General features: G+C 72.6%; 23 protein-coding genes. 10 read left to right on the top strand and 13 right to left on the bottom strand.

What is annotated here, in order from left to right:
• The first annotated feature begins 17 nt into the window (after positions 1-17).
• Together BIU91_RS13310 and BIU91_RS13305 are read left to right on the top strand one after the other, a co-directional pair.
• Entirely contained in the window at positions 18-749 is a 732-nt protein-coding gene (locus BIU91_RS13310; protein WP_071405844.1) for an alpha/beta hydrolase, read from the top strand.
• Between the two features lie 81 nt (positions 750-830).
• Positions 831-2,450, top strand: a complete 1,620-nt coding sequence (locus BIU91_RS13305) for an MFS transporter (protein ID WP_171907836.1) — start codon at positions 831-833, stop codon at positions 2,448-2,450.
• A gap of 96 nt (positions 2,451-2,546) precedes the next feature.
• Here BIU91_RS13305 and BIU91_RS13300 read toward each other — a convergent pair whose 3' ends face one another.
• Complete coding sequence (locus tag BIU91_RS13300) at positions 2,547-2,864, bottom strand: hypothetical protein (protein WP_071405843.1); 318 nt, start codon at positions 2,862-2,864, stop codon at positions 2,547-2,549.
• An 88-nt stretch (positions 2,865-2,952) separates the two neighbouring features.
• Here BIU91_RS13300 and BIU91_RS13295 point away from each other — a divergent pair, with 88 nt between their 5' ends.
• A complete protein-coding gene (locus BIU91_RS13295) occupies positions 2,953-4,176 on the top strand; it encodes a GAF domain-containing SpoIIE family protein phosphatase (RefSeq protein WP_071405842.1) in 1,224 nt (407 codons plus the stop codon).
• A gap of 358 nt (positions 4,177-4,534) precedes the next feature.
• Here BIU91_RS13295 and BIU91_RS13290 read toward each other — a convergent pair whose 3' ends face one another.
• Complete coding sequence (locus BIU91_RS13290) at positions 4,535-5,404, bottom strand: phosphoribosylaminoimidazolesuccinocarboxamide synthase (RefSeq protein WP_071248348.1); 870 nt, start codon at positions 5,402-5,404, stop codon at positions 4,535-4,537.
• A complete protein-coding gene (purD, locus tag BIU91_RS13285; protein ID WP_071405841.1) occupies positions 5,401-6,669 on the bottom strand; it encodes a phosphoribosylamine--glycine ligase in 1,269 nt (422 codons plus the stop codon). Before purD ends, BIU91_RS13290 begins: the two co-directional genes overlap by 4 nt.
• A gap of 57 nt (positions 6,670-6,726) precedes the next feature.
• On the opposite strand from purD, the gene BIU91_RS13280 reads away from it, so the two are divergent.
• Positions 6,727-7,098 carry a sterol carrier family protein gene (locus tag BIU91_RS13280; protein WP_071248502.1) on the top strand — a complete coding sequence of 124 codons (372 nt, stop codon included), beginning with the start codon at positions 6,727-6,729 and terminating at the stop codon, positions 7,096-7,098.
• A 316-nt stretch (positions 7,099-7,414) separates the two neighbouring features.
• On the opposite strand, the gene BIU91_RS13275 is transcribed toward BIU91_RS13280, so the two are convergent.
• Positions 7,415-10,003 (bottom strand): LuxR C-terminal-related transcriptional regulator, encoded by a 2,589-nt coding sequence (locus tag BIU91_RS13275; RefSeq protein WP_139196523.1) that lies wholly within the window; start codon positions 10,001-10,003, stop codon positions 7,415-7,417.
• A gap of 108 nt (positions 10,004-10,111) precedes the next feature.
• Here BIU91_RS13275 and BIU91_RS13270 point away from each other — a divergent pair, with 108 nt between their 5' ends.
• A complete protein-coding gene (locus tag BIU91_RS13270; RefSeq protein WP_071405839.1) occupies positions 10,112-10,513 on the top strand; it encodes a hypothetical protein in 402 nt (133 codons plus the stop codon).
• A gap of 85 nt (positions 10,514-10,598) precedes the next feature.
• Here BIU91_RS13270 and purF read toward each other — a convergent pair whose 3' ends face one another.
• Positions 10,599-12,056: an amidophosphoribosyltransferase gene (gene purF / locus BIU91_RS13265; RefSeq protein ID WP_027465037.1), complete on the bottom strand. Its 1,458-nt coding sequence runs from the start codon at positions 12,054-12,056 to the stop codon at positions 10,599-10,601.
• A gap of 73 nt (positions 12,057-12,129) precedes the next feature.
• On the opposite strand from purF, the gene purM reads away from it, so the two are divergent.
• Positions 12,130-13,245 (top strand): phosphoribosylformylglycinamidine cyclo-ligase, encoded by a 1,116-nt coding sequence (gene purM / locus BIU91_RS13260; RefSeq protein ID WP_071405838.1) that lies wholly within the window; start codon positions 12,130-12,132, stop codon positions 13,243-13,245.
• A 356-nt stretch (positions 13,246-13,601) separates the two neighbouring features.
• On the opposite strand, the gene BIU91_RS13255 is transcribed toward purM, so the two are convergent.
• Positions 13,602-13,820, bottom strand: a complete 219-nt coding sequence (locus BIU91_RS13255; protein WP_017886249.1) for a DUF3073 domain-containing protein — start codon at positions 13,818-13,820, stop codon at positions 13,602-13,604.
• 158 nt (positions 13,821-13,978) lie between these two features.
• On the opposite strand from BIU91_RS13255, the gene BIU91_RS13250 reads away from it, so the two are divergent.
• Positions 13,979-15,124 (top strand): NAD(P)-binding domain-containing protein, encoded by a 1,146-nt coding sequence (locus BIU91_RS13250; RefSeq protein WP_084741256.1) that lies wholly within the window; start codon positions 13,979-13,981, stop codon positions 15,122-15,124.
• Positions 15,125-15,252: 128 nt separating this feature from the next.
• On the opposite strand, the gene BIU91_RS13245 is transcribed toward BIU91_RS13250, so the two are convergent.
• From BIU91_RS13245 to BIU91_RS13230, 4 genes are all read right to left on the bottom strand, one after another.
• A complete protein-coding gene (locus BIU91_RS13245) occupies positions 15,253-15,693 on the bottom strand; it encodes a DoxX family protein (RefSeq protein WP_071405836.1) in 441 nt (146 codons plus the stop codon).
• A gap of 120 nt (positions 15,694-15,813) precedes the next feature.
• Positions 15,814-16,089, bottom strand: a complete 276-nt coding sequence (locus BIU91_RS13240) for a DUF3072 domain-containing protein (protein ID WP_071405835.1) — start codon at positions 16,087-16,089, stop codon at positions 15,814-15,816.
• 98 nt (positions 16,090-16,187) lie between these two features.
• Complete coding sequence (locus tag BIU91_RS13235) at positions 16,188-16,943, bottom strand: hypothetical protein (protein ID WP_071405834.1); 756 nt, start codon at positions 16,941-16,943, stop codon at positions 16,188-16,190.
• Between the two features lie 11 nt (positions 16,944-16,954).
• Positions 16,955-19,201: an APC family permease gene (locus BIU91_RS13230; protein ID WP_071405833.1), complete on the bottom strand. Its 2,247-nt coding sequence runs from the start codon at positions 19,199-19,201 to the stop codon at positions 16,955-16,957.
• Between the two features lie 130 nt (positions 19,202-19,331).
• On the opposite strand from BIU91_RS13230, the gene BIU91_RS13225 reads away from it, so the two are divergent.
• Entirely contained in the window at positions 19,332-19,784 is a 453-nt protein-coding gene (locus BIU91_RS13225; protein WP_084741254.1) for a MerR family transcriptional regulator, read from the top strand.
• 141 nt (positions 19,785-19,925) lie between these two features.
• Here BIU91_RS13225 and BIU91_RS13220 read toward each other — a convergent pair whose 3' ends face one another.
• The 3 genes from BIU91_RS13220 to BIU91_RS13210 form a co-directional block, all read right to left on the bottom strand.
• Complete coding sequence (locus tag BIU91_RS13220) at positions 19,926-20,507, bottom strand: helix-turn-helix transcriptional regulator (protein ID WP_071405831.1); 582 nt, start codon at positions 20,505-20,507, stop codon at positions 19,926-19,928.
• On the bottom strand, positions 20,504-21,376 hold the full coding sequence (locus tag BIU91_RS13215; RefSeq protein ID WP_071405830.1) for a DUF4097 family beta strand repeat-containing protein: 873 nt from the start codon (positions 21,374-21,376) through the stop codon (positions 20,504-20,506). The genes BIU91_RS13220 and BIU91_RS13215 overlap by 4 nt, the downstream gene beginning before the upstream one ends.
• A 157-nt stretch (positions 21,377-21,533) precedes the next feature.
• Positions 21,534-22,217: a YitT family protein gene (locus tag BIU91_RS13210; protein ID WP_071405829.1), complete on the bottom strand. Its 684-nt coding sequence runs from the start codon at positions 22,215-22,217 to the stop codon at positions 21,534-21,536.
• Positions 22,218-22,278: 61 nt separating this feature from the next.
• On the opposite strand from BIU91_RS13210, the gene BIU91_RS13205 reads away from it, so the two are divergent.
• Together BIU91_RS13205 and BIU91_RS13200 are read left to right on the top strand one after the other, a co-directional pair.
• On the top strand, positions 22,279-23,730 hold the full coding sequence (locus tag BIU91_RS13205) for a PLP-dependent aminotransferase family protein (protein WP_253183756.1): 1,452 nt from the start codon (positions 22,279-22,281) through the stop codon (positions 23,728-23,730).
• A gap of 161 nt (positions 23,731-23,891) precedes the next feature.
• Positions 23,892-24,566 carry a DUF6518 family protein gene (locus BIU91_RS13200; RefSeq protein WP_071405828.1) on the top strand — a complete coding sequence of 225 codons (675 nt, stop codon included), beginning with the start codon at positions 23,892-23,894 and terminating at the stop codon, positions 24,564-24,566.
• Positions 24,567-24,593 lie beyond the last annotated feature (27 nt).

Here is a 24,593-nt window from a genome sequence, read left to right as displayed (position 1 = left end):
ACGAAGGAGACCCGCACATGGCTGCACCCACCATCGTCCTCGTCCACGGCGCGTTCGCCGACTCCGCCAGCTGGGCACCCGTCACCCGTGAGCTGCTCGACCGCGGCCACACCGTCCTCGTCCCGCCGGTCTACAACCGCAGCCTCGCCGAGGACGCCGCCTCGATCCGCGCCGTCGCCGAGCACGTCGACGGGCCGGTCGTCCTCGCCGGGCACTCGTACGGCGGCGCCGTGATCACCGTCGCCGGCGAGGCCGAGAACGTCGTCGGACTGGTCTACGTCTCCGGCTACGTGCTCGAGGTCGGCGAGAGCCTCGGGCAGCTGCAGGGCGGGTTCCCCGACTCCGACCTCGCCGCGAACCTGGTGTACACGCCGTACCCGGTCGCCGGTGCCGAGGACGGCACCGACGTCTCCGTCGCGATCGACGCGTTCCCGCAGGTCTTCGCCGCCGGGGTCGACCCGCGCGTCGCCGAGGTGCTCGCCGTCTCGCAGCGCCCGCTGTCCGGTGCCGCCTTCGGCGAACCGGCCTCCGCCGCCGCGTGGAAGACCACCCCCGCGTGGGCGATCGTCTCGTCCGACGACCACACCATCAACCCCGAGGTGGAGCGCTTCGGCTCCTCCCGCGCCGGCATCACCGACGTGACCGAGCTCGCCGCCCCGCACCTCGTCATGCAGACCCACCCGAAGGACGTCGCCGACGTCATCGAGCGCGCCGTCGCCGCGACCAGCGCGACCGACGCCGCCGCCTGACCCGACCATCCCTGGAGGCGCGGCGTGCGCCCGGCGCGCACCGCGCCTCCAGGATGTCCCCGTCCCACCCCAGGAGGCGACGTGACCACGGAACGCACCACCAAAGCACCCCGCGGCGGCGCCCTGGCGCCGCTCGCGATCCCGGTCTTCCGCGCCCTGTGGATCGCGGTGCTGGTGAGCAACATCGGCAGCTGGATGCAGACCGTCGGCGCGCAGTGGCTGCTCGTCGACGAGCACGCCGCACCCGTCGTCGTCGCCCTCGTGCAGACCGCGTCGAGCCTGCCGGTGCTGCTCGTCGGGATCCCCGCCGGGGTGATCGGCGAGTTCGTCGACCGGCGGCGGCTGCTCATCGGGGTGCAGGCGTTCCAGGTGGTCGTCGGCGTCGTGATGACCGTGCTCACCGCGACCGGCGACATGACCCCGGCGCTCCTGCTCACCGTCACGTTCCTGCTCGGGACCGCCTCGGCGCTCCAGCTGCCCGCGTACCAGGCGCTCGTACCCGAGATCGTGCCGCGCGCCGCGATCACCGACGCCGCGGCGCTCAGCTCCGTCGGCGTCAACGTCGCCCGGGCGATCGGACCGGCGCTCGCCGGGGTGGTGATCGCGCAGCTCGGCGTGCCGTTCGTGTTCGCTGCCAACGCGCTGTCGTTCGCGCTCTTCCTGGTGGTGCTCGTCGCCTGGCGCGGCTACCAGCGCCCCGAGACGCGGGCCGAACCGTTCATCGACGCGACCCGTGCCGGGCTGCGCTACGTCCTGCACGCGGCGGTCGTCCGCCGGCTGCTCGTGCAGCTCGCCGTCTTCATGGTGCCCGCGAACGCGCTGTGGGCACTCCTGCCGCTCGTCGCCGACGGCTCGCTCGGCCTGTCCTCCGGCGGATACGGACTGCTGCTCGCTGCCGTCGGCATCGGGTCCGTCGGCGGGGCGTTCCTGATGCCGGCGGTCCGTGCGCGGCTCGGCATCGGCCGCACGGTCGGCATCGCCTCGGTGGTGTTCGGCGTCTGCACCACCGTCGTCGCCCTCGTCCCCGTGCTGGCGGTCGTGCTCGTCGCGCTGCTGGTCGGCGGGGTGGCCTGGATCGCCGTGGTGACGACGCTGAACGGCACCGTGCAGGCGTTCCTGCCCGCCTGGGTCCGGACCCGCGGGCTCGCTGCCTACCAGCTCGTGCTCTTCGGTTGCACCGCGATCGGCGCGGCGCTCGCCGGCGCGGTCGCCACGCCGCTCGGGGTGACGGGCGTGCTCGCCGGGGCCGGAGTCCTCACCGCGCTCAGCGCCGCAGTGCTGCTCGTGTCCGGGTTCCCGGTGCTCACCGACCGGCAGCGCGCCGTGACGCCGATGCCGTTCGGGGACGAGGTGTTCGTGGCGGACGACCACGGCACGGCGACGGGGGAGACCCTCGTGCTGCTGCACTGGACGGTCCCGGCGGACGCGGTCGACGAGTTCCGTGCGCGTGCCGAACGGCTCGGGCGGAGTCGTCGGCGGACCGGTGCCCGTGACTGGAACCTCTACCGCGACGCGGCGTCCGGGCCGGACGCCTGGGTGGAGGCGTTCCGGGTGGGGTCGTGGCAGGAGCACGTCGACCAGCACGAGGTCCGGCAGACCGGGGACGATGCGCGGACCCTGCAGTCGGTGCGCGAGGTCGCGGGCGAGCCGCGTGTCGAGCACTTGGTCGCGGAGGGGGTCGGCAGTCCGTCGTCGGGGTGACGGGTGGGGTCAGCGGCCGGTCGTGGTGGCGGGTGGTGTCAGCAGCCCGTCGTGGTGGCGGGCGGGTCAGCGGCCGGTCGTGGTGCCGGGTGGTTGTCAGCAGCCGGTCGTGGTGAGGGTCACCGTCGCGACCGTGCCGTCGGACACCTTGGTCGTCTGCGGGCAGAGGTCGCCGGCGCGGACCGTGACCTTGCCGAGGGGAACGCCCGCGAAGTCGGCCGTTCCACCCGGGAACACCCGCTGGTGCTCGGAGAGCTTGCCGGTCGAGGCGAACACCTTGACCTCGTAGGGGTGGTCGGCGGCGTTCGACGACACCGTGACCGACACCTGGCCGGTGGAGTCGTGGGCGCCACAGCCGGCGAGGGCCAGGAGCGCGGCCACGCCGAGGACGGTTGCGGGGACGACTCGGAGCACGACGACCAGGGTACGCCGACGCGCCCGACGATCTGCGCCCTCCGGACTGGGGCCAGGCCCTGTCCGTTCAGCGCGTTACCGTGGGAGCATGCAGCCGGAAACCGCGATGTCCGTGCCCGCGCCGACCGGGGCCGATGCCGTCCGGCGAGCGGCCCTGATCGCGGCGCTCGACGTGGTCGACGGTGGCGTCGAGGAACGGTTCGAACGGATCACCCGCATCGCGCGCGAGGCCCTCGGGGTCTCCGGCTCCTTCCTCAACCTGGCCGGCGAGACCACCCTGACGATCAAGTCGCAGCAGAGCGACGACGCCTTCGGGCCGGTCATCCCGCTGCAGGACACCTTCTGCGGACGGACCCTGGGCGAGCAGGGGCCCGTGGTCGTCCCGGATGCCCGCGAGGACGCCCGGTACGCGGACCTGCCGATGGTGCTCGGTGACCCGAACGTCCGGTTCTACGCCGGGGTCGGGCTCCGTGCCGGCGACGACGACCTGAAGATCGGCACCCTCTGCCTGATCGACCCCGAGCCGCGCACCCTCGACGCCGACGAGCTCGAACTGCTGCAGGAACTCGGCGTCTGGGCGGAGCGCGAACTGCTCGCCGGAGCCGACGAGGACCGCCTGCGCACCGTGCTCAACGGCCTGCAGCCGACCGAGGTGCAGGTGCCCGGGTACCGGATCACGGGGATGTCGATCCCGCACGGGCTCGTCTCCGGTGACTTCCACGACTGGCACCGCTCCGGCGAGGACTCGATCCACCTGACCGTGTCCGACGTCATGGGCAAGGGGATGTCCGCCGGGCTCCTGGCCGCGAACATCCGCGGAGGCCTGCTCGCCCGCGGCGACCAGGACCCGGGCACCGCCGTCGCCGAACTCGAGGCGCAGGTCGCCCCCGAGCTCAGCCGTGCCGAGTCCTTCGCGACGATGTTCCACGGACGGCTGACCCCGTCGACCGGGCGACTCGACTTCGCCGACGCCGGCCACGGGCTCGTGCTCCAGCTCCGTGACGACGGTGCCGAGCGGATCCTGCGGTCGTCGGACCTGCCGATCGGGCTGCACCCCGCCGGGATGCCCCGCGCGGCCGGGTCGCTCGTGCTCCGGCCCGGTGACGTGCTCATCGTCGTGACCGACGGCGCGCTCGAGCTCTGGGACTCCACGCTCGCGGCGCTGTCCGAGCTGGGGTCGCTGTACCGGGAGTCCCCGGACGTCGAGACGTTCCTGCAGCGGGTGCGCGCACGCGTCGCGGAGCACGACCCGGGCGACGACCTGACTGTCGTCGTCGTGGCGCGCGAGGCGCTTGGCGCGCTCGAGGCCTGACCGGTCGAGAACTGTCGGCTGGCTCGTCGGCGGTCGCGCTGCGGGTCGTCGCCGGCCGAGTGGTCGCGACGTGTCGTGCGTGGGGCGCCGAGTGGTCGCGAACTGTCGGTTGGCGGGGCCCCGGGCGACGGTTCGTGACCGCCCGACGGACCTGAGCGGGGTGTCGTGACCGTCCGGCCGGCGACGGGCCTCACGCGGCGAGGGGTCGCGACGTGTCGTGGATGGGCCGCCGGGTGGTCACGAACTGGCGGTTGGCGGGGCCCCGGGCGACGGTTCGTGACCGTCCGACGGACGTGAGCGGGGTGTCGTGACCGTCCGGGCCACGCCACGCGACACCACGCGCCGGCCTGGCGCGGCGTCAGGCGCCGAGGCGCTCGATCAGCTCGGCGTAGCGCGCAGCCGTGCGCTCGACGATCTCGTCCGGGAGCACCGGCGGCGTGCCCTGGCGGTCCCAGTGCGCGCTGAGCCAGTCCCGCACGATCTGCTTGTCGAACGAGTCGGTGCGGTCGGCGGAGCGGGCGTCCCAGTAGCGGCTGGAGTCGCTCGTCAGGACTTCGTCGGCGATGCGGATCCGGCCGGTGGCGTCCTGCCCGAACTCGAACTTGGTGTCGGCGATGACGACGTCCCGCTCGAGGGCGATGGCCGCGGCCTCGGTGTAGACGTGCAGCGAGAGCTCGCGCAGGGTGGCGGCGGTCTCGGCACCGACCAGGTCGACGGTCTGCTCGTACGAGATGTTCTCGTCGTGCTCGCCCTGGGCCGCCTTGTACGCCGGCGTGTAGATCGGTTCCGGCAGGCGGTCACCGTTGGACAGGCCCGCGGGGAGCGCGACGCCGCACACGCTGCCGGTCTCCTGGTACTCGGCCCAGCCGCTGCCGACCAGGTACCCGCGCACGACGCACTCGACGGGGAACATCGTGAGCGGCATGACGTGCATGGACCGTGCCTCGACCTCGGCCGGGACGGGGGTGCCACCGGAGGACGGGCCGATGATGTGGTTCGGGACGTCGCTCAGCTGGGTGAACCAGAACCGCGACAGGCGGGTCAGCAGCTCGCCCTTGCCCGGGATCGGCGGCTCGAGCGCGAAGTCGTACGCGCTGACCCGGTCCGAGGCGACGAGCAGCAGCTCGGACGCGCTCGCCAGGTCGGCGGTGCCCTCGGGCACGTACAGCTCGCGGACCTTGCCGGATGAGACGTGGCGCCAGCCGGCGATCGGCGCGGGGGCGGTCACTTCGCGACCTTCGCGGCGATGTCGGTGCGGAACTGCGCGCCCTCGAGCGTGATGTCGCCGAGCCCGGCGTAGGCACGTTCACGGGCCTGGGCGAAGTCCGACCCGGTCGCGACGACGCTGAGCACCCGGCCACCCGTGGCGACGAGCGTGTCGTCGAGGACGCCGGTGGCGGCGTGCGCGACCGAGACGCCGTCGCGGGCGTTCGCGTCGTCGATGCCGGTGATCGGTCGACCGGTCTGCGGGTTCTCCGGGTAGCCCTCGCTCGCCAGGACGACGGTCACGGCGACCTCGTCGCGGAACACGGGCGCGGGCACGGCACCGAGCTGCCCGGTGGCGGCGGCCAGCAGGAGTTCGCTGAGCGGGGTCGCCAGGCGGGGGAGCACGACCTGCGTCTCCGGGTCACCGAAGCGCGCGTTGAACTCGATCACGCGGACGCCCTGCTCGGTGACGATGAGGCCGCAGTACAGGAGCCCGACGAACGGCGTGCCCTCGTGCTCGAGGCGGCGGACGGTCGGCAGCGCGACGAGCTCGGTGACCTCGTCGACGAAGGCCTGCTCGGACGGCCAGCGCTCGGCGAGCCACGGCAGCGGCGAGTACGCGCCCATGCCGCCCGTGTTCGGTCCGAGGTCGCCGTCGGCCAGGCGCTTGTAGTCCTGCGCGGGGCTGAGCGCGCGGACGTCGTGCCCGTCGCTCAGGAAGAACAACGAGACCTCTTCGCCGTCGAGGAACTCCTCGACCACGACGTGTCCGTGCTGGAGCCAGTAGGTGGCGTGGTCGATCGCAGCCTGGCGGTCGTCGGTCACGAGCACGCCCTTGCCGGCGGCGAGCCCGTCGGCCTTGACCACGTACGGGGCGCCGAGCTCGTCGATCGCGGCGACGGCTTCGTCCGCCGTGCCGGCGTAGACCGGACGCCCGGTGGGCACACCGGCCTCGCCCATGATCCGCTTGGCGAACGCCTTCGAGCCCTCGAGCTGTGCGGCGGCCTTGCCCGGCCCGAACACCGGGATGCCGCGCGTGCGCACCGGGTCGGCCACGCCGGCGATGAGCGGGGCCTCTGGGCCCACGACGACGAGCTCGACGTCGTTCTCGATCGCGTACTCGGCGACGAGCGCACCGTTGGTGGGGTCGAGGGAGACGGTCTCGACGTCAGCGGCGATGCCGGCGTTGCCGGGCGCTGCCGTGATGACGTGGCCCGCATGCTCAGCGAGGAGGGCCGTGATGATCGCGTGCTCGCGGGCACCGGAACCGAGGACGAGGATTCGCACCCGATCACCCTACCCAGCCCGACTCGCCGCCCGCGATGCGAGGGCTAGCCTGTGGAGATGCCACCCAGGAGGATCGAGGACGCCGACGGGCGCGCGGCACTGGCCGCCGTGCGCCGTGGGGAGACGGCCCGACCGGCCGTCGCGACCGCGGTGCGGTGGACGTTGCAGTGCCTGGCGGACGAGGTCCCGGGCAACAGCGTCGAGGTGCGGGTGCCGCCGTTCGCCGCCGTCCAGGCCGTGCCCGGACCCCGGCACACCCGTGGCACGCCGCCGAACGTGGTCGAGACCGACGCCACCACGTGGCTGGCGCTCGCTTCCGGCGAGCTGACCTGGGCCGAGGCGGTCGCGCAGTCGCGCGTCAGCGCCTCGGGCTCGCGCGCCGACCTGACGGCGTTCCTGCCGGTCCGGCTGCCCGCCCCCGGCGCCTGACCCCCGGGCGCCAGACCCACCGGCACCAGACCCGCCGGCACCAGATCCACCCACGCCGAAGCCGCCTGCGGAGAAGTCCCGCGCGAATTAGGTAGTGCCTACCGATGCGCCCGCATCGAGCGGGTTCCTAAGCTTGAAGTCGCCGGGATTCGGACCCGACCCGAACGGGTCCGAACCCGGCGACAGGCACCAAGGTACGCGATGTTCCACACAACGTGTCAATCGCAGCGGCGCGTCGTGCTGCAATCCGCAACGTTCTTGCGTGCGCGACAGCCGACGCGGAACGCGGAGCCGGCCGCGCCGAGTGCCGAGCAGCTCAGAGCAGCTCGGTGAGCTCCGACCGCGCGTGCAGGTCCCACTTCGCGAAGACCCGCGACAGGTGCGCGTCGATCGTCCGCGTCGAGAGCCCGAGGGACTCCGCGATCCGCCGGTTGCTCAGCCCCTGCGCGGCGAGTTCGGCGACCTCGTACTCGCGCTTCGTCAGCGGCGGTTTCGAGCGCCCGGCGGCCACCGAGACCCCGTGCGCCGCGAGCACGCCCTGCGCCGCGATCACCCGCGTGCGGTCGTCGGCACGCACGGCGTCGGCGTACTCGATCACGGCGGCAGCGAGTGGTCCGTCGACGCGGGTGGCGGCCTCGCGCATCCGCTCGAGCGAGCCGGTCGAGTCGCGCCCCTGCGACATGCCGACCGCGTGGTGCAGGGCGTACCCGTACATCACGTGCGTCCACGAGCCGTTCGCCGTGCTGCGTTCGATGATCTCGTCGGCGTGCTGGAGCCCGGCCGGGTTGCCGAGCACGGCCTCGGTCCAGGCGATCGACACGGCGACCTGCTCGCCGGTGATCCGCATCGCCCGCTGCGGGGTGGTCCGGGCCCGTTCGAGCGCACTGGAGGCTGCTTCCGGGCGTCCTGCGTAGGCGTGCGCCAAGGCCAGACGTGCCCAGGGGTAGGCCGCGAACCCGCCGTGGTCGGCGATGTCGTACCGCTCGCACGCCGCCGAGAACGCGGCGACGGCGTCGTCCCAGCGGCGCTGTGCGATCGCGAGGTTTCCCTGGCCGATGAGCTCGAGCGTGAAGTCGTACTTCAGGTAGGGGCTGGACCGTCCGGCCGGCACCTCGATGATCAGGTCGTCCAGGTCGCCGCGCCACATCTGCACCTGGTGCAGGACGGAGGAGTTCTCGCCGACGCTCCAGGGCGCCGCCTCGACGTGCGCAACGGCGGTGGCCAGGGCGCGGTGGCCGAGCGCGGACGCGTCGTCCAGTCGGCCGGCGGTCGCCAACGCCATCACGGCGCAGGGTGCGACGGCGAGGAACGACATCGGCATCGTCGGGGCGTCCACGATGGCGCTGCGCTCGATCTCGGCCCGGACCTCGGCGAAGTCGCCGCCCCAGCCCTGGTGCGCCATCCGCAGCAACCGCAGTCGCTCGACGGCCTCGTCAGAAACCACCAGGCGCGTGGCGGCATCGGTCAGGGCGACCGCCGCCGCGACGTCGTCGTCGTGGAACTGGCGGATGTTCGCCAGGGTCTCGCACGCTTCGATGACGGCCTCGTCGGTGATGTCGCCGACGTGCCGCTTCGCCACGCCCCAGGCGGCTTCGGCGTCGGCGCGGCCGGCTTCACGGCCGTCCGAGTACGAGTACGCAAGCGAGCGGAGGCAGTGCGCCGCGACCTGTTCGGTGGGGGTGAGTGTCGTGCGGAGCGCTGCCGAGGCCAGGGCGATGCCGCTCTCGTGCTCCTGCAGCCGCACGGCGACCTGCGCCGCGTCGAGCAGCTGGTCGACTGACGGGAGGACCCCGCACTCGAGCGACCACAGCGCGGCACGCAGGCGTGCAGCGGGCGGTGCGCCCTCGGGCCGGTCGGTGCGGAAGGCGTTGGCGCGCGCGAAGAGTGCCGTTCGCCGGGCCACCGGCACCAGGGTGCGGATGACCTCGCCGACGAGCGGGTGCGACGGCCGGACGACCGCGGCACCGTCGTCGAGCGAGTCGATGCGGACCAGGCCGAGCGCGACGACCCGGTCGACGTCCCCGCCGGTCACCAGGCCGAGCAGGCGCGCGAGCGGGATCGGGTCGGCGAGGGCGACGATGTCGACGACGTCCCGAAGGTCCTCCGGCAGCGACCCGAGCTCGGTGCGGTACATGTCCGCGAGACTGTCCGACGCGGTCACCCGCCCGCGCCAGTACCACCCGGTCGCGGTGTGGTCGAGGGCACCGGAGACCCGCGCCGCACGGACCACCTCGCGCAGGTACAGCGGGTTGCCGGCGGTGGCGCGGTGGACGCGCTCGGCCGAGGCGTTCTCGAGCGGCGACCCCAGCGCCTCGGCCACGAGCGCCGCGGTCTCGTGCAGCGTCAGGGGCTGCAGGTCGATGCGCTCGAGCAGGTCGTCCTGCCACAGCGCGCGGAGCGGCTCGGGGAGCGCCGTGAAGTCGCGGCAGGTCAGGACGAGCCGGGCGCCCTGTCGGCGGACCAGCCAGGCGACGTACCGCGCAGAGATCGCGTCGAGGTGGTCGGCGTCGTCGACGCGGAGCAGGACGTCGCGGTCGACGAGGTCCTCGATCGCACGGAAGCGCTGCTCGGCGCCGGTGTCGTCGGACAGCTCCGAGATGGACGCGGGCAACTCGCCGAAGCGCTCGGCGACGGCGCCGAAGGGCATCGACCGGCTCGCGGCGACCGCCGTGATCGGCACGACGACCGTGCGGCCGGTGCCGTCGCGACCGGCGACGCGATCGGTGACCCGGGCCGCGGCGGTGCTCTTGCCGATGCCGGGGGCACCGACGAGCGCGACGCTCCACCGGTGCTCGGCGACGACGGCGACGGCGCGGTCCTCTTCCGCGCGCTGTGCGACGGGCCAGGCCACGCGGGCGGGGGCGGCCGGTCGGCGTCGGCGGGCGGGTGCGGTTCGTTCACGCATCCGACACACCTCCTCCGCTTGGGATACCGACCAGTAGCGACCATCCTCTCCCGGATCGGTCGCCGCGCACAGGCCGCGGGACGTCCCACAGTGGGGGACAATGGACGGGTGAGCAACACCGATCAACCCGACGAGCAGCCGCTCCCCACGCCGGCACCGGCTCCCAGCGCGGTCGCCAGCCCCGACGAGGTCACCATCCGCCGTGCACCGAAGTTCGGCGTGTTCATCGTCGGCGGTGCCGTGCTCGGGTTCCTCGCGACGCTCGTCGTGGTCGCCCTCACCATGAACCTCGGCGGTCGGCGGGACCAGACCAGCTTCGGCAGCCTGGTCGGCTACTTCAGCCTGTGGGGCGTCACGATCGGCGCCTTCGTCGGTGCGGTCGTCGCCGTCGTGTTCGACCGGGTCTACGCCCGGCGGTCGGCCCGCCTGACGGCGGAGCGCGTCGAGGTCGAACTGCCGCCCGAGACGGTCGACGGTGAGCTCGACGACCACGGTGACCAGCGGCCGTAGCCGCCCCCGACCAACGGACTGGAGGCCCGGTGCCAGCTGGCACCGGGCCTCCAGTCCGTCTGGTGGTCGCGATCGCGACCCCCACTCAGCTGAGCTGGTTGGCCTCGACCCAGGACAGGTACTCCGGGCTCACGGTGCCCGTGACGTACTCGCCGGTGAAGCAGCTCATCTCGAGGTCGGTCACGTCCGAGCCCTCGATGATGGCGTCGCGCATGTCCCCGACCTCCTGGTAGATCAGGTGGTCGCTGCCGAGCACGCGGTTGATCTCCGGGATCTTCCGGTCGTGCGCGATGAGCTCCGCACGCGTCGGCATGTTGATGCCGTAGACGTGCGGGAACCGGACAGGGGGAGCGGCGCTCGTGAACGTGACCTCGTTCGCGCCCGCGGCCCGGGCCATCTCGACGATCTCGCGGCTCGTGGTGCCGCGGACGATCGAGTCGTCGACGATCAGGATGTTCTTGCCCTTGAACTCGGACGACATCGCGTTGAGCTTCTGGCGCACCGAACGCTTGCGCTCCGCCTGCCCCGGCATGATGAAGGTGCGGCCGACGTAGCGGTTCTTGTAGAAGCCCTCGCGGTACTCGATGCCGAGCTTCCGGGCGACCTGCATGGCCGCCGGACGGCTCGAGTCCGGGATCGGCATGACCACGTCGATGTCACCGGTCGGCGCGTACTGCTCGATGGTGTCGGCGAGGCGGTTGCCGAGTCGCAGACGCGCGTCGTAGACCGAGATGCCGTTCATCACCGAGTCGGGACGCGCCAGGTAGACGTACTCGAACGAGCACGGCACCAGACGCGGGTTCTTCGCGCACTGGCGGGCGTGCATCTGGCCGTTCATCTCGATGAACACGGCCTCGCCCGGGGCGATGTCGCGGACGATCTCGTACCCGCCGGACTCGAGCACGAGCGACTCGCTCGCGACGACCCACTCCGGCTGCCCGGCCTCGTCGAACTTGTGGCCGAGGATCAGCGGGCGGATGCCGAACGGGTCGCGGAAGGCCAGCAGCCCGTGCCCGGCGATGGTCGCGATCGTGGCGTAGGAGCCCTCGACCCGCTCGTGCACGCGCTCGACGGCGTCGAAGACCTGACCCGGGTCGAGGTTCGCGCCGCGGACCTGGCCCTGCAGCTCGTGCGCCAGCACGTTCACCAGGAGCTCGGTGTCGCTCGTCGTGTTCAGGTGACGACGGTCGATGTCGAACAGTTCACGCGTGAGTTCCCGCGTGTTGGTGAGGTTGCCGTTGTGGACGAGGACGATGCCGTACGGCGCGTTCACGTAGAACGGCTGGGCTTCTTCCTCGTTCGTCGCGGCGCCCTTGGTGGCGTAGCGGACGTGTCCGAGCCCCATGGTGCCGAGGAGGGCACGCATGTCGCGGGTGCGGAACGCCTCACGCACGTGGCCGCGGGTCTTGTGCATGTGGTGCACGTGACCCTCGACCGTGGCGATGCCCGTCGAGTCCTGCCCGCGGTGCTGCAGGAGGAGCAGTGCGTCGTAGATGGATTGGTTGGCGGGGCCCTGCGCAACAAGGCCGACGATGCCGCACATTCGCGGGTGTGCTCCAGACCGTAGAATCGGGGGGTACCGAACAAGTCTGCCATGTCACCGCGAAGGACTCCGCATGCCCAACCCGTACGCCGAAGCCGGAGTGGACACCGCTGCCGGTGACCTGGCCGTCGAACTGATGAAGTCCGCGGTCGCGGCCACCCACAACGCCTCGGTCCTCGGTGGCGTCGGTGGGTTCGCCGGGCTCTACGACGTCTCGTTCCTGAAGGACTTCTCACACCCGTTGCTCGCGACCTCGACCGACGGCGTCGGCACCAAGGTCGCCATCGCGCAGGCGATCGACAAGCACGACACCATCGGGCAGGACCTGGTCGGCATGGTCGTCGACGACATCGTCGTGGTGGGCGCGAAGCCGCTGTTCATGACCGACTACATCGCGTGCGGCCGAGTGGTGCCGGGCCGGATCGCCGACATCGTCGCCGGCATCGCCCGCGGCTGCTCGGAGACCGGCACCGCCCTGGTCGGCGGCGAGACCGCCGAGCACCCGGGGCTGCTCGGCCCGGACGACTACGACGTGGCCGGTGCGGCGACGGGTGTCGTCGAGGCCGACGCGCAGCTCGGCGCGCACCTGGTGCAGGACGGCGACGTGGTCCTCGCGATCGAGTCGTCGGGGTTGCACTCCAACGGGTACTCGCTCGTGCGGCACATCCTGGCGTCGCGGGGCGTCGCCTTCACGGACCAGCTGCCCGAGCTGAGCGGCGTCGGGTTCGGCGGCGCGGTCTCCGTCGGCGAAGCCCTGCTCGAGCCGACCCGCCTGTACACCGCACCGCTCCTGGCGCTGCTCGAGCAGCACCCGGGTGCGGTGCACTCGCTCTCGCACGTGACCGGGGGTGGCATCGCCGCGAACCTGGCGCGTGTGCTGCCCGTCGGCTCCTGGGTCGAGGTCGACCGTTCCACCTGGCAGCCGCTCCCGGTGTTCCGGGTCCTGGCCGACATGGCCGGCACGCCGATCGAGGACACCGAGGGCACCTGGAACCTGGGCATCGGCATGTTCGCCGTCGTCTCGGCCGGGGCTGCCGCCGAGGTCATCGCCTCGCTCGGTGCTGCCGGCATGCCCACGTGGCCCGTCGGCACGATCGCCACGTCCGCACGGGACCTGACCGGGTTCGAGCAGGGCGCCAAGGGTGTCGACGGCGGCGCCGTCCGGCTCGTCGGGAGCTACGCGGGCTGACCCGCTCGGCGGCGTGCTGCCGCCGCGCCGTTCTGCCTGCGGTGAGTGGTCACGAACCGTCGTTCGGCAGGCCTGCAACCGACGGGTTGTGACCGCTCGGCGTCGTGCGCACGGTGAGTCGTGACCGCTCGAGGCCGGGACTCGGGGGGGGCGTTGCCGGCTCGCCGTGGAGCGTGCGGCGAGTGGTCACGAACCGTCGTTTGGCGGGTCTGCAGCCGACGGGTTGTGACCGCTCGGCGTCGTGCACGCGGTGAGTCGTGACCACTTAAGGCCGGGAACCGGGCGCGCCGACGGGCGTCCGGGCACGCGGAAACGCCGCGCTGCCCGAGGGCGGCGCGGCGTCACTGCGAGAGAGGTCAGGCGGACTTGTTCTGGTCTGCCTGGGTCTCGAACTCGTCTTCGTCTTCCGCCGGTTCCGGACCGTACTGGTCCGCCCAACGGTCGACGTAGTTCTCGTCGGAGTGTTGTCCGGCGGAGAGCTCCTGCTCGAGCGCACCGTAGTTCGTCTGCGGGCTGAAGTACTTCAGCTCACGGGCGACCTTGGTGTGCTTCGCCTTCTGACGGCCGCGCCCCATGCGTGACCCCCTCGTTCGGCTCTGGTCCGGTCCTGGCGAATGACGGAAGATCACTCGGGGAACCAGACGGTTCGTGGTTTGAAATCTGCCGATCACTCTACCATGTACCTCGATCTGGACGTCGCGCGACGGCTGGCCCGCACAGCAGAATCGAAGTGATGACGGAACCCCTCGAGACCCCGGTCGACCAGCACGCCCGCGTGGTGGTGATCGGTGCGGGGCAGGCGGGGCTCTCCGTGGGATACCACCTGCGCCGTCTCGGGCTCGTCCCCGGCACCGACCTGGTGATCCTCGACCGCGCGCCGAGCACCGGTGGGGCGTGGCAGTTCCGGTGGGAAGCCCTGCGGCTCGGAGCGGCGCACCGGGTGCACGACCTGCCCGGCATGCGCGCGATGGGCCTGGAGTTCGACGATGCCGACCGGTCGCGGCCCGCACGGGACGTCGTCGGCGAGTACTACCGGCGGTTCGAGCAGCACTACGACCTGCGGGTGCGGCGCCCGGTCACGGTGACGTCCGTCTCACGCATCGGCGGCGACGGCGGCGTGGCGGGCGACGTTCCGGCGGACGGCGGGCTGTGCGTCACGACCCGGAGTGCCGACGGCGCTGTCACGCGCATCCGTGCCGAGGTCGTGGTGAACGCATCCGGCACGTGGGGCACCCCGTTCGTGCCGTGGTACCCGGGGCGCGACGTGTTCCGCGGGCGGCAGGTCGACACGACCGAGTACCGCAGCGCCGCCGAGTTCGCCCGCCAGGACGTCGTGGTGGTGGGCGGTGGGACGAGCGCGATCGGGTTCCTGCTCGAACTCGACGGCGTCGCCCGTTCGACGCGCTGGTTCACCCGGCGCCCGATGGTCTGGGCCGGGACCGCGTCGCTCGACGTCGAGTCCGCCGTGGCCGCCGTCGACGAACAGGACCGGGCCGCCCGCGCCGGCGAGGTCCTGCCGAGCATCGTCAGCGGCACCGGGGTCCCGGTGTCGCGACGGATCCGCGCCGGCATCGACCGAGGCGTGCTGCGCGACGAGCCGATGTTCACGCGGATGGACGAGACCGGGGTGGTGCGGGCAGACGGCACGCACGTGCACGCCGACGCGGTGATCTGGGCGACGGGGTTCCGCGCCGACCTGCGGCACCTCGCGCCGCTGCACCTGCGGACCACGGCGGGCGGCGTGGTGGTCGACGACGGCCGGTCGGCCGAGGAGCCGCGGTTGTTCCTGGCCGGCTACGGCCCCCAGGCGTCGACCATCGGGGCGAACCGGGCCGGCCGACGCATCGCCCGCCAGGTCATGGACGCACTGGCGGGCTGAACAGCTGCGCGGCCCCTCGCACGGTGCGAGGGGCCGCGTGAACGGTGCGAGGTTCCGTTCCCGGTGCGGCCCTCGTGAGCTCGCACGGGCGACGGAACCTCGCACCAGACGAAACCGGGACGCGCGGCTCAGGCGGGGAGGGGCTCCTCGACGCCACGACGACGGCGCGACGACTTGAGCACCAGGGCGTCGAGCGAGAACCGCCCGGGCCCGGTCAGTGCGACAGCGAGCGAGGCCACCGCGAGCACGAGCACGTACTCGAACCCGCCGTCCTGCGAGTAGAAGCCCGCGGTGCCGTGGGCCAGGAACCCGGCGACGACCATGTCGACGGCCAGCAGCACGCCGACGACGCGGGTCGCGACGCCGAGCACGAGCAGGACGCCGCCGACCAGCTCGAGGCCGGCGACGAGGGGTGCTGCGACCTCGGCGAGGGGGACGCCCATGCCCGAGAAGCCCTGCACCACGTTGGGGATGCCCTGGGCGAACTTCTGGGCGCCGTGGGCGATGAACACCACCCCGAGGACGATGCGGAGCGCGGTCAGGCCGATGGAGGTCGATGTCGTTCGCATGGCCACGAAGGTAGCCGGTGACGCGTCATCGATCGTCCTCGAACAGGGGACTGACCGCGCTTCGCCAGAACATGCCCAGAGCATGCCCAGACAGCGGTCCGCCGAAGGGCGGACTGCTTCTCAGGAATCGGCGCCGCGGCCGGTCTGCTGCTGGAGGCGGTCGATGTGCTCCGACGCCTGCGCCTTGGTGAGGTCGGCGGGGAGCTCCTCGCCGGCTTCACGGGCCAGGGTGTCGAGGTAGCTGCGCTGCGGTCCGGTCATCGGCTCGTCGCCGGTGACCCACTGCTCGGGGTCCTTGCTCGCGTCGGTGGAGGGGTCGGGTCGGGGGCCGCCGAGGGTCTCGCCCTGGATCGGTGCGTCCGGGGTCTGCTGCTGGTCGCGGTCTGCGTAACTCATGTCCGCGACGGTACGCCGCACCCCCGTCGCGACACGCAGCAGCGACGTCCCCCGAAGCGGCCCAGCGGCACAACGGCACGCATCCGCACCGAAGCGGCTCAGACGGCCGTCGCCGCGTACCGCACCAGATCGGGCCCGACCGCACTCGTGGCGATCGGCACGACGCGGTCGTCCCGCCGGATCCAGATGGTCGCCGCACGCTCGTCGATCCGGTCGACCTCGTGCAGCTCGCCGTCGAGCAGCACCGAGGCCGTGACCCGGACGTGCCCGCTCGCCGGACGTGGCGGCAACCCGACGACGTCGTCACCGTACGCCGGGTGCTCGCCGGGCTGCAGGAACGGGGACACCGGGGCCGTGACGACCTCGAGTCCCTCGTCGACCGCGGTCACCGCCACCAGGCGGACGGCCTGGTCGGTCGGCAGCTGCACGTCGACGACGGGCTCGGCGGTGGGGCCGGCCAGTGCGCGGAAGGCGGGGCGACCGTCGGGGGCGAGGTGGGCCTCCAGGCCGTCGATCCGGACGCGACCGCGCCCACGGGAGTCGGCGTAGACGCCGGGCTCGATGCCGGACTGCCGCGCCTCGAGCCGGGTGAGGACGACGCGGTCCGGGCGGTACCAGTCGCGGAGCGCGGCCGGGTCCACCCACCCGACGCTCGGGACGCCGCGGGAGAGCGCGGCGGACTCGTCGGCGGCGCGCTCGTCGCGCGCGCCGAGCGGGTGCTCGCCGCGCACGGCGACGAGTCCTTCGAGCGGGCTGCCGGCCGGCGGTTCGTGGTCGAGCACCTCGACGCGCTTCGAGACCTTGCCGCCGTGTCCGTCGAACGTGGCGAACGTCCGCAGGTCACTGATGGTCATGGGGCCACATGCTACGACTCGTCGGCTCCCCGTCGCGGCGGGGAGGGCACGAGGGCGTGGATCTCGCCCGTGCAGAGCGCGGGGTCGACGCCCTCGGCGGGGCCGGCCGGACGGGTTGCGCGGCGCGGCTGGATGCTGTTGCGCTCGGCGGACCGGAGCAGGCGGTCCTCGGCCGAAGCCGAGGCCGCGGCCTCGGCCGACGAACCGGGCTGCGCGGGCCGGCGGAGCGGGGGCCGGACGGGCTCGCCACGGCGCTCCTGGCCGGGCAGCGGGCGGGAACGGCGGCCGTACAGCAGCTCGGACGAGTCGAGCAACCACGGCACCAGGGCCACGGTGACGCCGTGCACGAGCAGCAGCTTCTTGCGGATGCGGCGGCCGCGGTGGTTGTGGAGCAGGCCCTCCCACCAGTGCCCGACGATGAAGATCGGTGTGTAGACGGTGACGACCTCGGAGCCGTGCTCGTTCCGGTGCGCCTTGATGTACTTGATCAGGGGCATCGAGATGTCGCGGTACGGGCTCGGCACGATCGTCAGCGGCACCTGGATGCCGTACTCCGCCCACTGGTCGCGCAGGCGCTGGGACTCGGCGTCGTCGATCGCCACGTGCACGGCCTCGATGCTCGCGTGCTCCGCGGCGACCGCGTAGTCGAGCGCCTTGAGCACGGGCTTCTGCAGTTTGTTCACCAGGACGATCGCGTGGTCGCCGGTGGCGCCGAACTTCGTCTCGACGTCGGCCTCGATCTCGTGCGAGACGTCGCGGTAGTAGCGGTTCACGCCGAGCATGAGCACGTACAGCACCGGCATGATCAGGAACACGAGCCAAGCGCCGTGGGTGAACTTCGTGATCGTGACGATGACGAGCACCACGAGGGTGAAGGTCGCGCCGATCGCGTTGATCGTGCGGGAGCGGACGACCTGCCCGCGGTTCACGGGAGGCTCGCCGTCGGCGGCGGGCGCCCCGTCCCGGTCTCGATCGGCCCGGAGCAGCCGCGTCCAGTGCACGACCATGCCCGTCTGTCCGAGCGTGAACGACACGAAGACACCGATGATGTAGAGCTGGATGAGGCTCGTGACGTTCGCCCGGTAGACCACGAGCAGCGCCGCGGCGACGAGGGCCAGGACGATGACGCCGTTCGAGTAGATGAGCCGGTCGCCGCGGGTCGAGAGCGCCTTCGGGGCGTACGAGTCGCGCGCCAGGATGGAGCCGAGCAGCGGGAACCCGTTGAAGGCCGTGTTCGCCGCGAGGAGCAGGACCGCCGCCGTGGTCGCCTGGATCACGAAGAACAGCACCGAGTTGTTGCCGAAGGTCGCGGCCGCGATCTGCGCGATGAGCGAGCGCTGCGGCGTGGTGGCGCAGTTCGCGAAGCCCTGCAGGTCGCAGGCCCGCTCGGCGTAGTGCACGTGCGACACGAGCGCCAGGGTGATGAGCCCGATGAACAGGACGATCGCGATGCCGCCCATGGCGACCAGGGTTGCCTGCGCGTTCTTGATCTTCGGCCGGCGGAACGCCTGCACGCCGTTCGCGATGGCCTCGACGCCGGTCAGGGCCGAGCAGCCCGAGGCGAAGGCGCGGAGGAGCAGCAGGATGAACGCCGCCTGCGTCGTGTGCTCCACGTTCTGCACGGTGTACGCCGCGGACTCGGCGACGGGGGCGTTGCCGGCGGCGACCCGGACGAGCCCGGTGACGACCATCACGAAGACGCTCGCCACGAACAGGTAGGTCGGGATCGCGAAGGCCTTGCTCGACTCCCGCACACCCCGCAGGTTGGCGGCGGCGAGCAACACGACGAACAGCAGGGCGAGCTCGACGCGGAAGTGGTCGAGCATCGGGAGTGCCGAGATGATGTTGTCGACACCGGAGGCGACCGACACGGCCACCGTCATCACGTAGTCGACGAGCAGTGCACTCGCGACGACCAGCCCGGCCTTCTCACCGAGGTTCCGGTGCGCCACCTCGTAGTCGCCACCACCCGACGGGTACGCCTTGATGAGCTGCCGGTACGACGCGACGACGACCACGAGCAGCAGCACGACGAGTGCGGCGACCCACGGCGCGAACGTCAGGAAGGCCATGCCGCCGAGCAGCAGGATCATCAGGAGTTCCTGCGGCGCGTACGCGACAGAGGACAGCGGGTCACTCGCGAAGATCGGCAGGGCCAGGTGCTTCGGGAGGAGCTGTCCTTCGAGCTTCTCAGAGGGGAGGGGATCCCCGATCAGTCGTGCTTTCAACGACCGGATCTCGTTCGTCACGAGCGGCAAACCTACTCAGTTCCGGGCGCGAGTCAACACGGTTCGCCTGCCGCACATTCCCGGTCGGCTGCGGGCGCGCCACCCTGGGTGTCGCACACCCCTCGCTGTTGACGCAGCGTCAAGCATTACAGTCGCCAGCATGAGCGCATCGACAGGCCCGGGTGACGCAGCTGCGAAAGCTCCCCACGCCATCACCGAGGTGGCGCGTTCCGCCGGTGTCTCGAGTCGGACCCTTCGGCACTACGAGGCCGTCGGACTGCTGCCGGCCACCGCCGTCGGCGCGGGTGGGCTGCGGCGCTACGACGACCGTGCGCTCGTCCGGCTGCAGCGCATCCTGCTGCTGCGCGGGCTCGGACTCGGGCTGCCGGAGATCGCGCGACGGCTCGACGACGAGGGCGATGACGTCGCTGCGCTCACGGCGCACCTGACGTGGCTCGAGCACGAACGGGACCGGCTGGCCCGGCAGCTGGCCGCGGTCCGCACCACCGTGGCGCGCGTCGAGCACGGGGAGGATCTGACGGCAGGCGAGGCGTTCGCCGGCTTCCCGCCGACGCGGGTCCCGGCCGCCGATCCGCCGGGTGCGGGGCGCTGAGGAACCAGGTTCCGGACACCACACCGCGGATCTGCACGGTGCTGTGTCCGGAACCTGGTTCCGGGGGTGGTCCCGGTTCCGCAGGCGGTCCCGGTGACGGCCGGGAGGCCCTGGTCGCCACCGCCTGTCGGCCGCGGGCCGTCAGAGCGACTTGCGCAGGGCCTCCAGGCCGTCACGCAGACGCGTCACGGTGTCCGCACCGAGCGTGCCGCGGGTCGCCCGACGGCGCAGGTCCGCACGCACCTGCTGCCGGAACGACGACAGCGCCATCTCGAGCTCGCGCAATGCGCGGGCACTGTCCGACGGGACGGACACGGGCTCCTCGGCGGAACCGGTCGCCGGGCTCTCGGCGGCTGCGGCCAGGTCGGCACGGAGCGAGCGCATGGCCTCGCCGACCGAGGCGCGCACGCCGTCGGCCAACGACTTCACCGAGTCGCTCACGCCGGACTCGACCGTGGCGATCTCGTCGGCACGTGCCGCGAGCTCGGCACGGCCGGCGTCCGTGATCGCGTAGACGGTCTTGCGGCCGTCGGCGGTCTTGGTGACCAAGCCGTCGTCCTCGAGCTTCGCGAGCCGGGGGTAGACGGTGCCGGCGCTCGGCACGTAGGTGCCGCCGAAGCGGTCGCCGAGTGCCTGGATGAGCTCGTAGCCGTGCATCGGGTGGTCGGCCAGCAGGACGAGCAGGTAGAGGCGCAGGTGGCCGTGTGCGAAGACGGGGCTCATTCGGGCACCTCGCTCTCGTTCGTCGGGGTGGTCGGGGTGGTCGGCGGCGTCGTCGGGGGTGTCGGCTCGGCGACCGGCGGCGCGTGCAGCACCGCGATGTCGCCGGAGACGGAGTTCACCCGCAGGTCGAGCCACTGGCCGGACAGCTCGCCGCCCTGCTTGACGTAGGAACCGCGCACGCCGCGGATCTCGGCGTCGTCGAACTGCAGCTTGCCGGTCGCGGTGTTCACCGTGCACTTGTAGGCGACGCCGTCCGCCAGGCGGACGCTCACCGACCCGGACACCGTGTTGACGCGGGCGGACTCGGGGACTCCGTGCAGGTCGAGCACGACGTCGGCCGAGACGCCGTCGGCCTGGAACCGCGGGATCTCGCCGGTGGCCACGACGTCGCCGGAGACGGTGTGCACCGCGAGCGCGCCGTCGAGGTCGCGGATCGTGGTGGCGCCCGAGACGGCGTTGACCGTGACGTCACCCGCGACGCCGTCGACGACCAGGTCGCCGGACACCGTGTTGAGCGTGGCTCCGCGGTTCGTGCCGGACAGCAGCGCACCGGCCGAGACGACACCGAGCGTGATGCCGGCGTCGCGGGGGACCAGGATGCTGACGTCAGCGTGGGCCTTGCCGCGGAAGGACTTCAGGAACCCGATGGGGTCGTCCCACCGGACCTGGGGGTGGTCGACGGTGAGGGTGTCGCCGTCGACCTCGATGAGCATCTGCTTGCCGGACACGCTGTGGATCTCGACCCGGGCCGTGGGTTCGTCGTGCGCGACGACGTCCACCTGCCCGCCGACGAGGCCGACACGCACGGTGCGCACGATGCCGGTGTCGATGACCTTGGGCTCGTCGACGAGCCACTTCTCCTGCGCCATGTTGCCTCCTGGAACTCGCGATGTATCGCGTCTGTGCAGGTCACGCTATATCGCGTTGCTCGCGGCCGCAAGGGGTCGCACGCGATCGCCGGGTCGATCGCCGGGCGATCGTGAGCAGGAATGGTCGGGTGGGGGCCGTGGACCCGACCATTTCTGCTCACGAAGCGGGCGTGGCGGGGGTGGGGCGGGCCTCCAGGGTGGGTGTGGCGACGTTCGCTGACGGCGCCGGCGCCGTGCGCTCGGGGCTCCACGGGAACCGGCGGAAGTGCGGCATGAGCGGCTGGACCATCGGGCCGATCGCGAACGCCGCGATGACGGTGCCCGCGCCGACGTCCCCGCCGAGGATCCACCCGACGATCACCACGGTGACCTCGACCAGGGTCCGGGCGAGCCAGATCGGCCAGCCGAGCCGCTGGTGCAACCCCACCATCAGGCCGTCTCGCGCGCCCGTGCCGAAGCCCGCACCGATGTAGAACGCCGTCGCGACCGCGAGCAGCACGAGTCCCGCGGCGAACAGCGCGATCCGGGCGACGATCCCCGACGGCTCCGGCACCAGCCAGAGCACCAGGTCGGCACTCGGCCCGATCGCCAGGGCGTTCAGCAGCGTCCCGATGCCCGGCTTCTGGCGGAGCGGGATCCACAGCAGCAGGACGACGCCGCTCGACACCACCGTGATGGCGCCGAACGACCACGGCACGACGTTCTCGAGCCCCTGGGTCAGCACGGTCCACGAGCTCACACCGACCACCGCGCGCACCTGCAGTGCGGTCGAGGCGCCGTAGAGGAACAGTCCGACGAAGAGCTGGACGAAGCGCAGGGTGAGGGCGGTGCGACGGGGCATGTGGCCATCGTCCCGACAGATTGGCCTGCTGGTCGAGAGCCAATCGCGCTACCGTGGACCCGTGCCCCCTGTCCTGATCAGTGCCCGCGCCGCCTCTCACCTGCTGACCGACTGGCGCGCCGGGACCGACGCCCCGGCCTACGAGGCGCTCGCCGATGCCCTCCGGGTCCTCGTCATCGACGGACGGGTCGCCCAGGGCGTCCGGCTGCCGGCCGAGCGCGGACTGGCGGCAGCCCTCGGCGTCTCGCGCACCACCGTCGCGAACGCGTACGCCCGCCTGCGCTCCGACGGGTTCCTGGTGTCCGTCCGTGGCTCCGGCAGCGTGGTCCACCTGCCCCGTGACCTGGTCGGGCGGCCCGACCCCGAACGCCTGGGCGGAGTCGTCGAGGGGGACCTGCTCGACCTGCGCAAGGCGGCCCTGCACGCGGCCCCCGGCATCGACGAGGCGGTCGAGCGGGCGGTCCGGCACGTGCCCGCGGCGCTCGCCGGGATCGGCTACGACACCGTCGGCGACCCCGGCCTGCGCGCCGCGATCGCCGCGCGCTACACCGAGCGCGGACTGCCGACGGAGCCCGCCCAGGTCATCGTCACCCTCGGCGCGCAGCACGCGATCGCCCTGCTCGCGCGCGTGCTCGTCCGCCGTGGCGACGCCGTGCTCGTCGAGTCCCCGACCTACCCGCACGCGCACGAGGCCTTCCGCGAGGCCGGCGGCCGCCTGGTCGGCGTCCCCGTCGACGCGCGGACGGGGTGGGACGCCGCCGCGCTCGAGACGACGCTGCGTCGCACCGCGCCCTCCGTCGCGTACGTCATGCCCGAGCTCCACAACCCGACCGGTGCGACCATGTCCGCGTCGACCCGCCGGCTCCTGCTGTCGGTCGCGTCCTCGGTCGGCACGGTCGTGATCGCCGACGAGACGATGGGGGAGCTCCGGATCGACGGGGAGCCGTCGCCGCCGTTGGCGGCGGCGGACCCGTCGGGGTCGTCGGTCGTGATGATCGGTTCCGCCGCCAAGGTCTTCTGGGGCGGCCTGCGGATCGGCTGGATCCGTGCCGACCCGGCGCTGCTGCAGCGGCTGCTGCTCGCCCGCCCCACGGGCGACCTCGGCACCCCCGTGCTCGACCAGCTGGTCGTGCGCGAGCTGATCCCGCGCACGGCGGCCTTCCTGGAGGCGCGGCGTGCGTCCCTGCGCGAAGGTCGCGACGCGGTCGTGGGGGCGCTCCGGGCGCGGCTCCCCGAGTGGGACGTCCCGGCACCGGCGGGCGGGTTGACGACGTGGGTGGGGCTCGGCCGGCCGGTGTCGAGCGCGCTCGTGCTCGCCGCACGGGCCGAGGGTGTGGTGCTCGCCTCGGGCGGGGTGTTCGGGCCGGACGGCGGGTTCGAGCGGTTCCTGCGGGTGCCGTTCACGATGGCCCCGGCGGATCGGGGGCGGTTGGTGGACGTGCTGTCCCGGTCGTGGGAACGGGTGGGCGGCGAGACGGGCGGGGTGCGGGGGTCGTTGGCGGCGGTGGTCTGAGCGGTGCGTCGTCCGGGGGCCGGCGTTGTCCGCCGGGCTCGGTGTCCTGCGGGACTCGGTGTCTTGCGGGGCTCGGCGTCATCCTCTGGGGTGAGGTCGGGTCGGGGGTTCTCGCTCCTCGGGGTGATGCGGCGTCGGCGGGGTCCGGCGAGGCTGGTGCCATGAACGCGACCCTGTCCGCCGGAACCCGCTCCGCTGTGCCGACGCCCGTCGAGCCGCCCGCGGCGGTCCCCGCCGTGGTGCGGGTCACCATCGCGCTGAGCGGGGCGTTCCTGGCGGGCGTCCTGACCTCGTTCGGGCAGGCCGTGCCTGCACTCGCCCCCGTGTCGAACTCGGCCGGACCGTGGTTCCTCGTCGCCGCGCTGCTGTGCCTGGTGGCCGGAGCACGAGGGGGCCGGGTCGCCCTGCCGCTGGCGATGGTGCTCGGCGTCGTGCTCCTCGAGCTCATGCACGTCGGGTACTGGGCCACGACGGTCCTGCGCGGGTTCCCCGACGTGCTGTCGATCACGAACCCCTGGGTGCTGCTCGGGGTGCCGGCCGGGCTGCTGGCCGGAGCGGTCGCCGTGGCGGTGCGGTCCCGCGACGCCCGGTGGCGCGCGGGGGCGTTCGGTGTGACGGCCGCGGTGCTCGTCGGCGAGGGGATCCGCGGGCTGCTGCAGGTCGCCGCGACGACGGGGCACGTCACCTGGGCCGTCGAGATCATCGTCGGCGTGGTGCTGCTCGGCATCGGGGTCCTCGGCACCCGCTCACCCGTCGGGCGCGTGGTGGCGCTCGGCACCGGGGTGGTCGGCACGGTGGCGGTGCTCGGGGCGTACCTGGTGCTCGGCGGGTTCTGATCCTGCAGTCCTGATCCGACGGCGGGT

This window comes from Curtobacterium sp. MMLR14_002, assembly GCF_001864975.1.
Classification (GTDB): Bacteria; Actinomycetota; Actinomycetes; order Actinomycetales; family Microbacteriaceae; genus Curtobacterium; species Curtobacterium flaccumfaciens.
Note: the sequence above shows the minus strand (reverse complement) of the source record. Positions and strands in the feature narration are given on the sequence as shown.

Excerpts from the sequence above, each read along its gene's own strand:
- BIU91_RS13295 (WP_071405842.1), top strand. The coding sequence starts at position 2,953 with ATGCAGCCGGAAACCGCGATGTCCGTGCCCGCGCCGACCGGGGCCGAT.
- BIU91_RS13250 (WP_084741256.1), top strand. The coding sequence starts at position 13,979 with ATGACGGAACCCCTCGAGACCCCGGTCGACCAGCACGCCCGCGTGGTG.
- BIU91_RS13310 (WP_071405844.1), top strand. The coding sequence starts at position 18 with ATGGCTGCACCCACCATCGTCCTCGTCCACGGCGCGTTCGCCGACTCC.
- BIU91_RS13255 (WP_017886249.1), bottom strand. The coding sequence starts at position 13,820 with ATGGGGCGCGGCCGTCAGAAGGCGAAGCACACCAAGGTCGCCCGTGAG.
- BIU91_RS13275 (WP_139196523.1), bottom strand. The coding sequence starts at position 10,003 with ATGCGTGAACGAACCGCACCCGCCCGCCGACGCCGACCGGCCGCCCCC.
- BIU91_RS13200 (WP_071405828.1), top strand. The coding sequence starts at position 23,892 with ATGAACGCGACCCTGTCCGCCGGAACCCGCTCCGCTGTGCCGACGCCC.
- BIU91_RS13245 (WP_071405836.1), bottom strand. The coding sequence starts at position 15,693 with ATGCGAACGACATCGACCTCCATCGGCCTGACCGCGCTCCGCATCGTC.
- purM (WP_071405838.1), top strand. The coding sequence starts at position 12,130 with ATGCCCAACCCGTACGCCGAAGCCGGAGTGGACACCGCTGCCGGTGAC.
- BIU91_RS13280 (WP_071248502.1), top strand. The coding sequence starts at position 6,727 with ATGCCACCCAGGAGGATCGAGGACGCCGACGGGCGCGCGGCACTGGCC.
- BIU91_RS13225 (WP_084741254.1), top strand. The coding sequence starts at position 19,332 with ATGAGCGCATCGACAGGCCCGGGTGACGCAGCTGCGAAAGCTCCCCAC.
- BIU91_RS13210 (WP_071405829.1), bottom strand. The coding sequence starts at position 22,217 with ATGCCCCGTCGCACCGCCCTCACCCTGCGCTTCGTCCAGCTCTTCGTC.
- BIU91_RS13215 (WP_071405830.1), bottom strand. The coding sequence starts at position 21,376 with ATGGCGCAGGAGAAGTGGCTCGTCGACGAGCCCAAGGTCATCGACACC.
- purF (WP_027465037.1), bottom strand. The coding sequence starts at position 12,056 with ATGTGCGGCATCGTCGGCCTTGTTGCGCAGGGCCCCGCCAACCAATCC.
- BIU91_RS13220 (WP_071405831.1), bottom strand. The coding sequence starts at position 20,507 with ATGAGCCCCGTCTTCGCACACGGCCACCTGCGCCTCTACCTGCTCGTC.
- BIU91_RS13235 (WP_071405834.1), bottom strand. The coding sequence starts at position 16,943 with ATGACCATCAGTGACCTGCGGACGTTCGCCACGTTCGACGGACACGGC.
- BIU91_RS13240 (WP_071405835.1), bottom strand. The coding sequence starts at position 16,089 with ATGAGTTACGCAGACCGCGACCAGCAGCAGACCCCGGACGCACCGATC.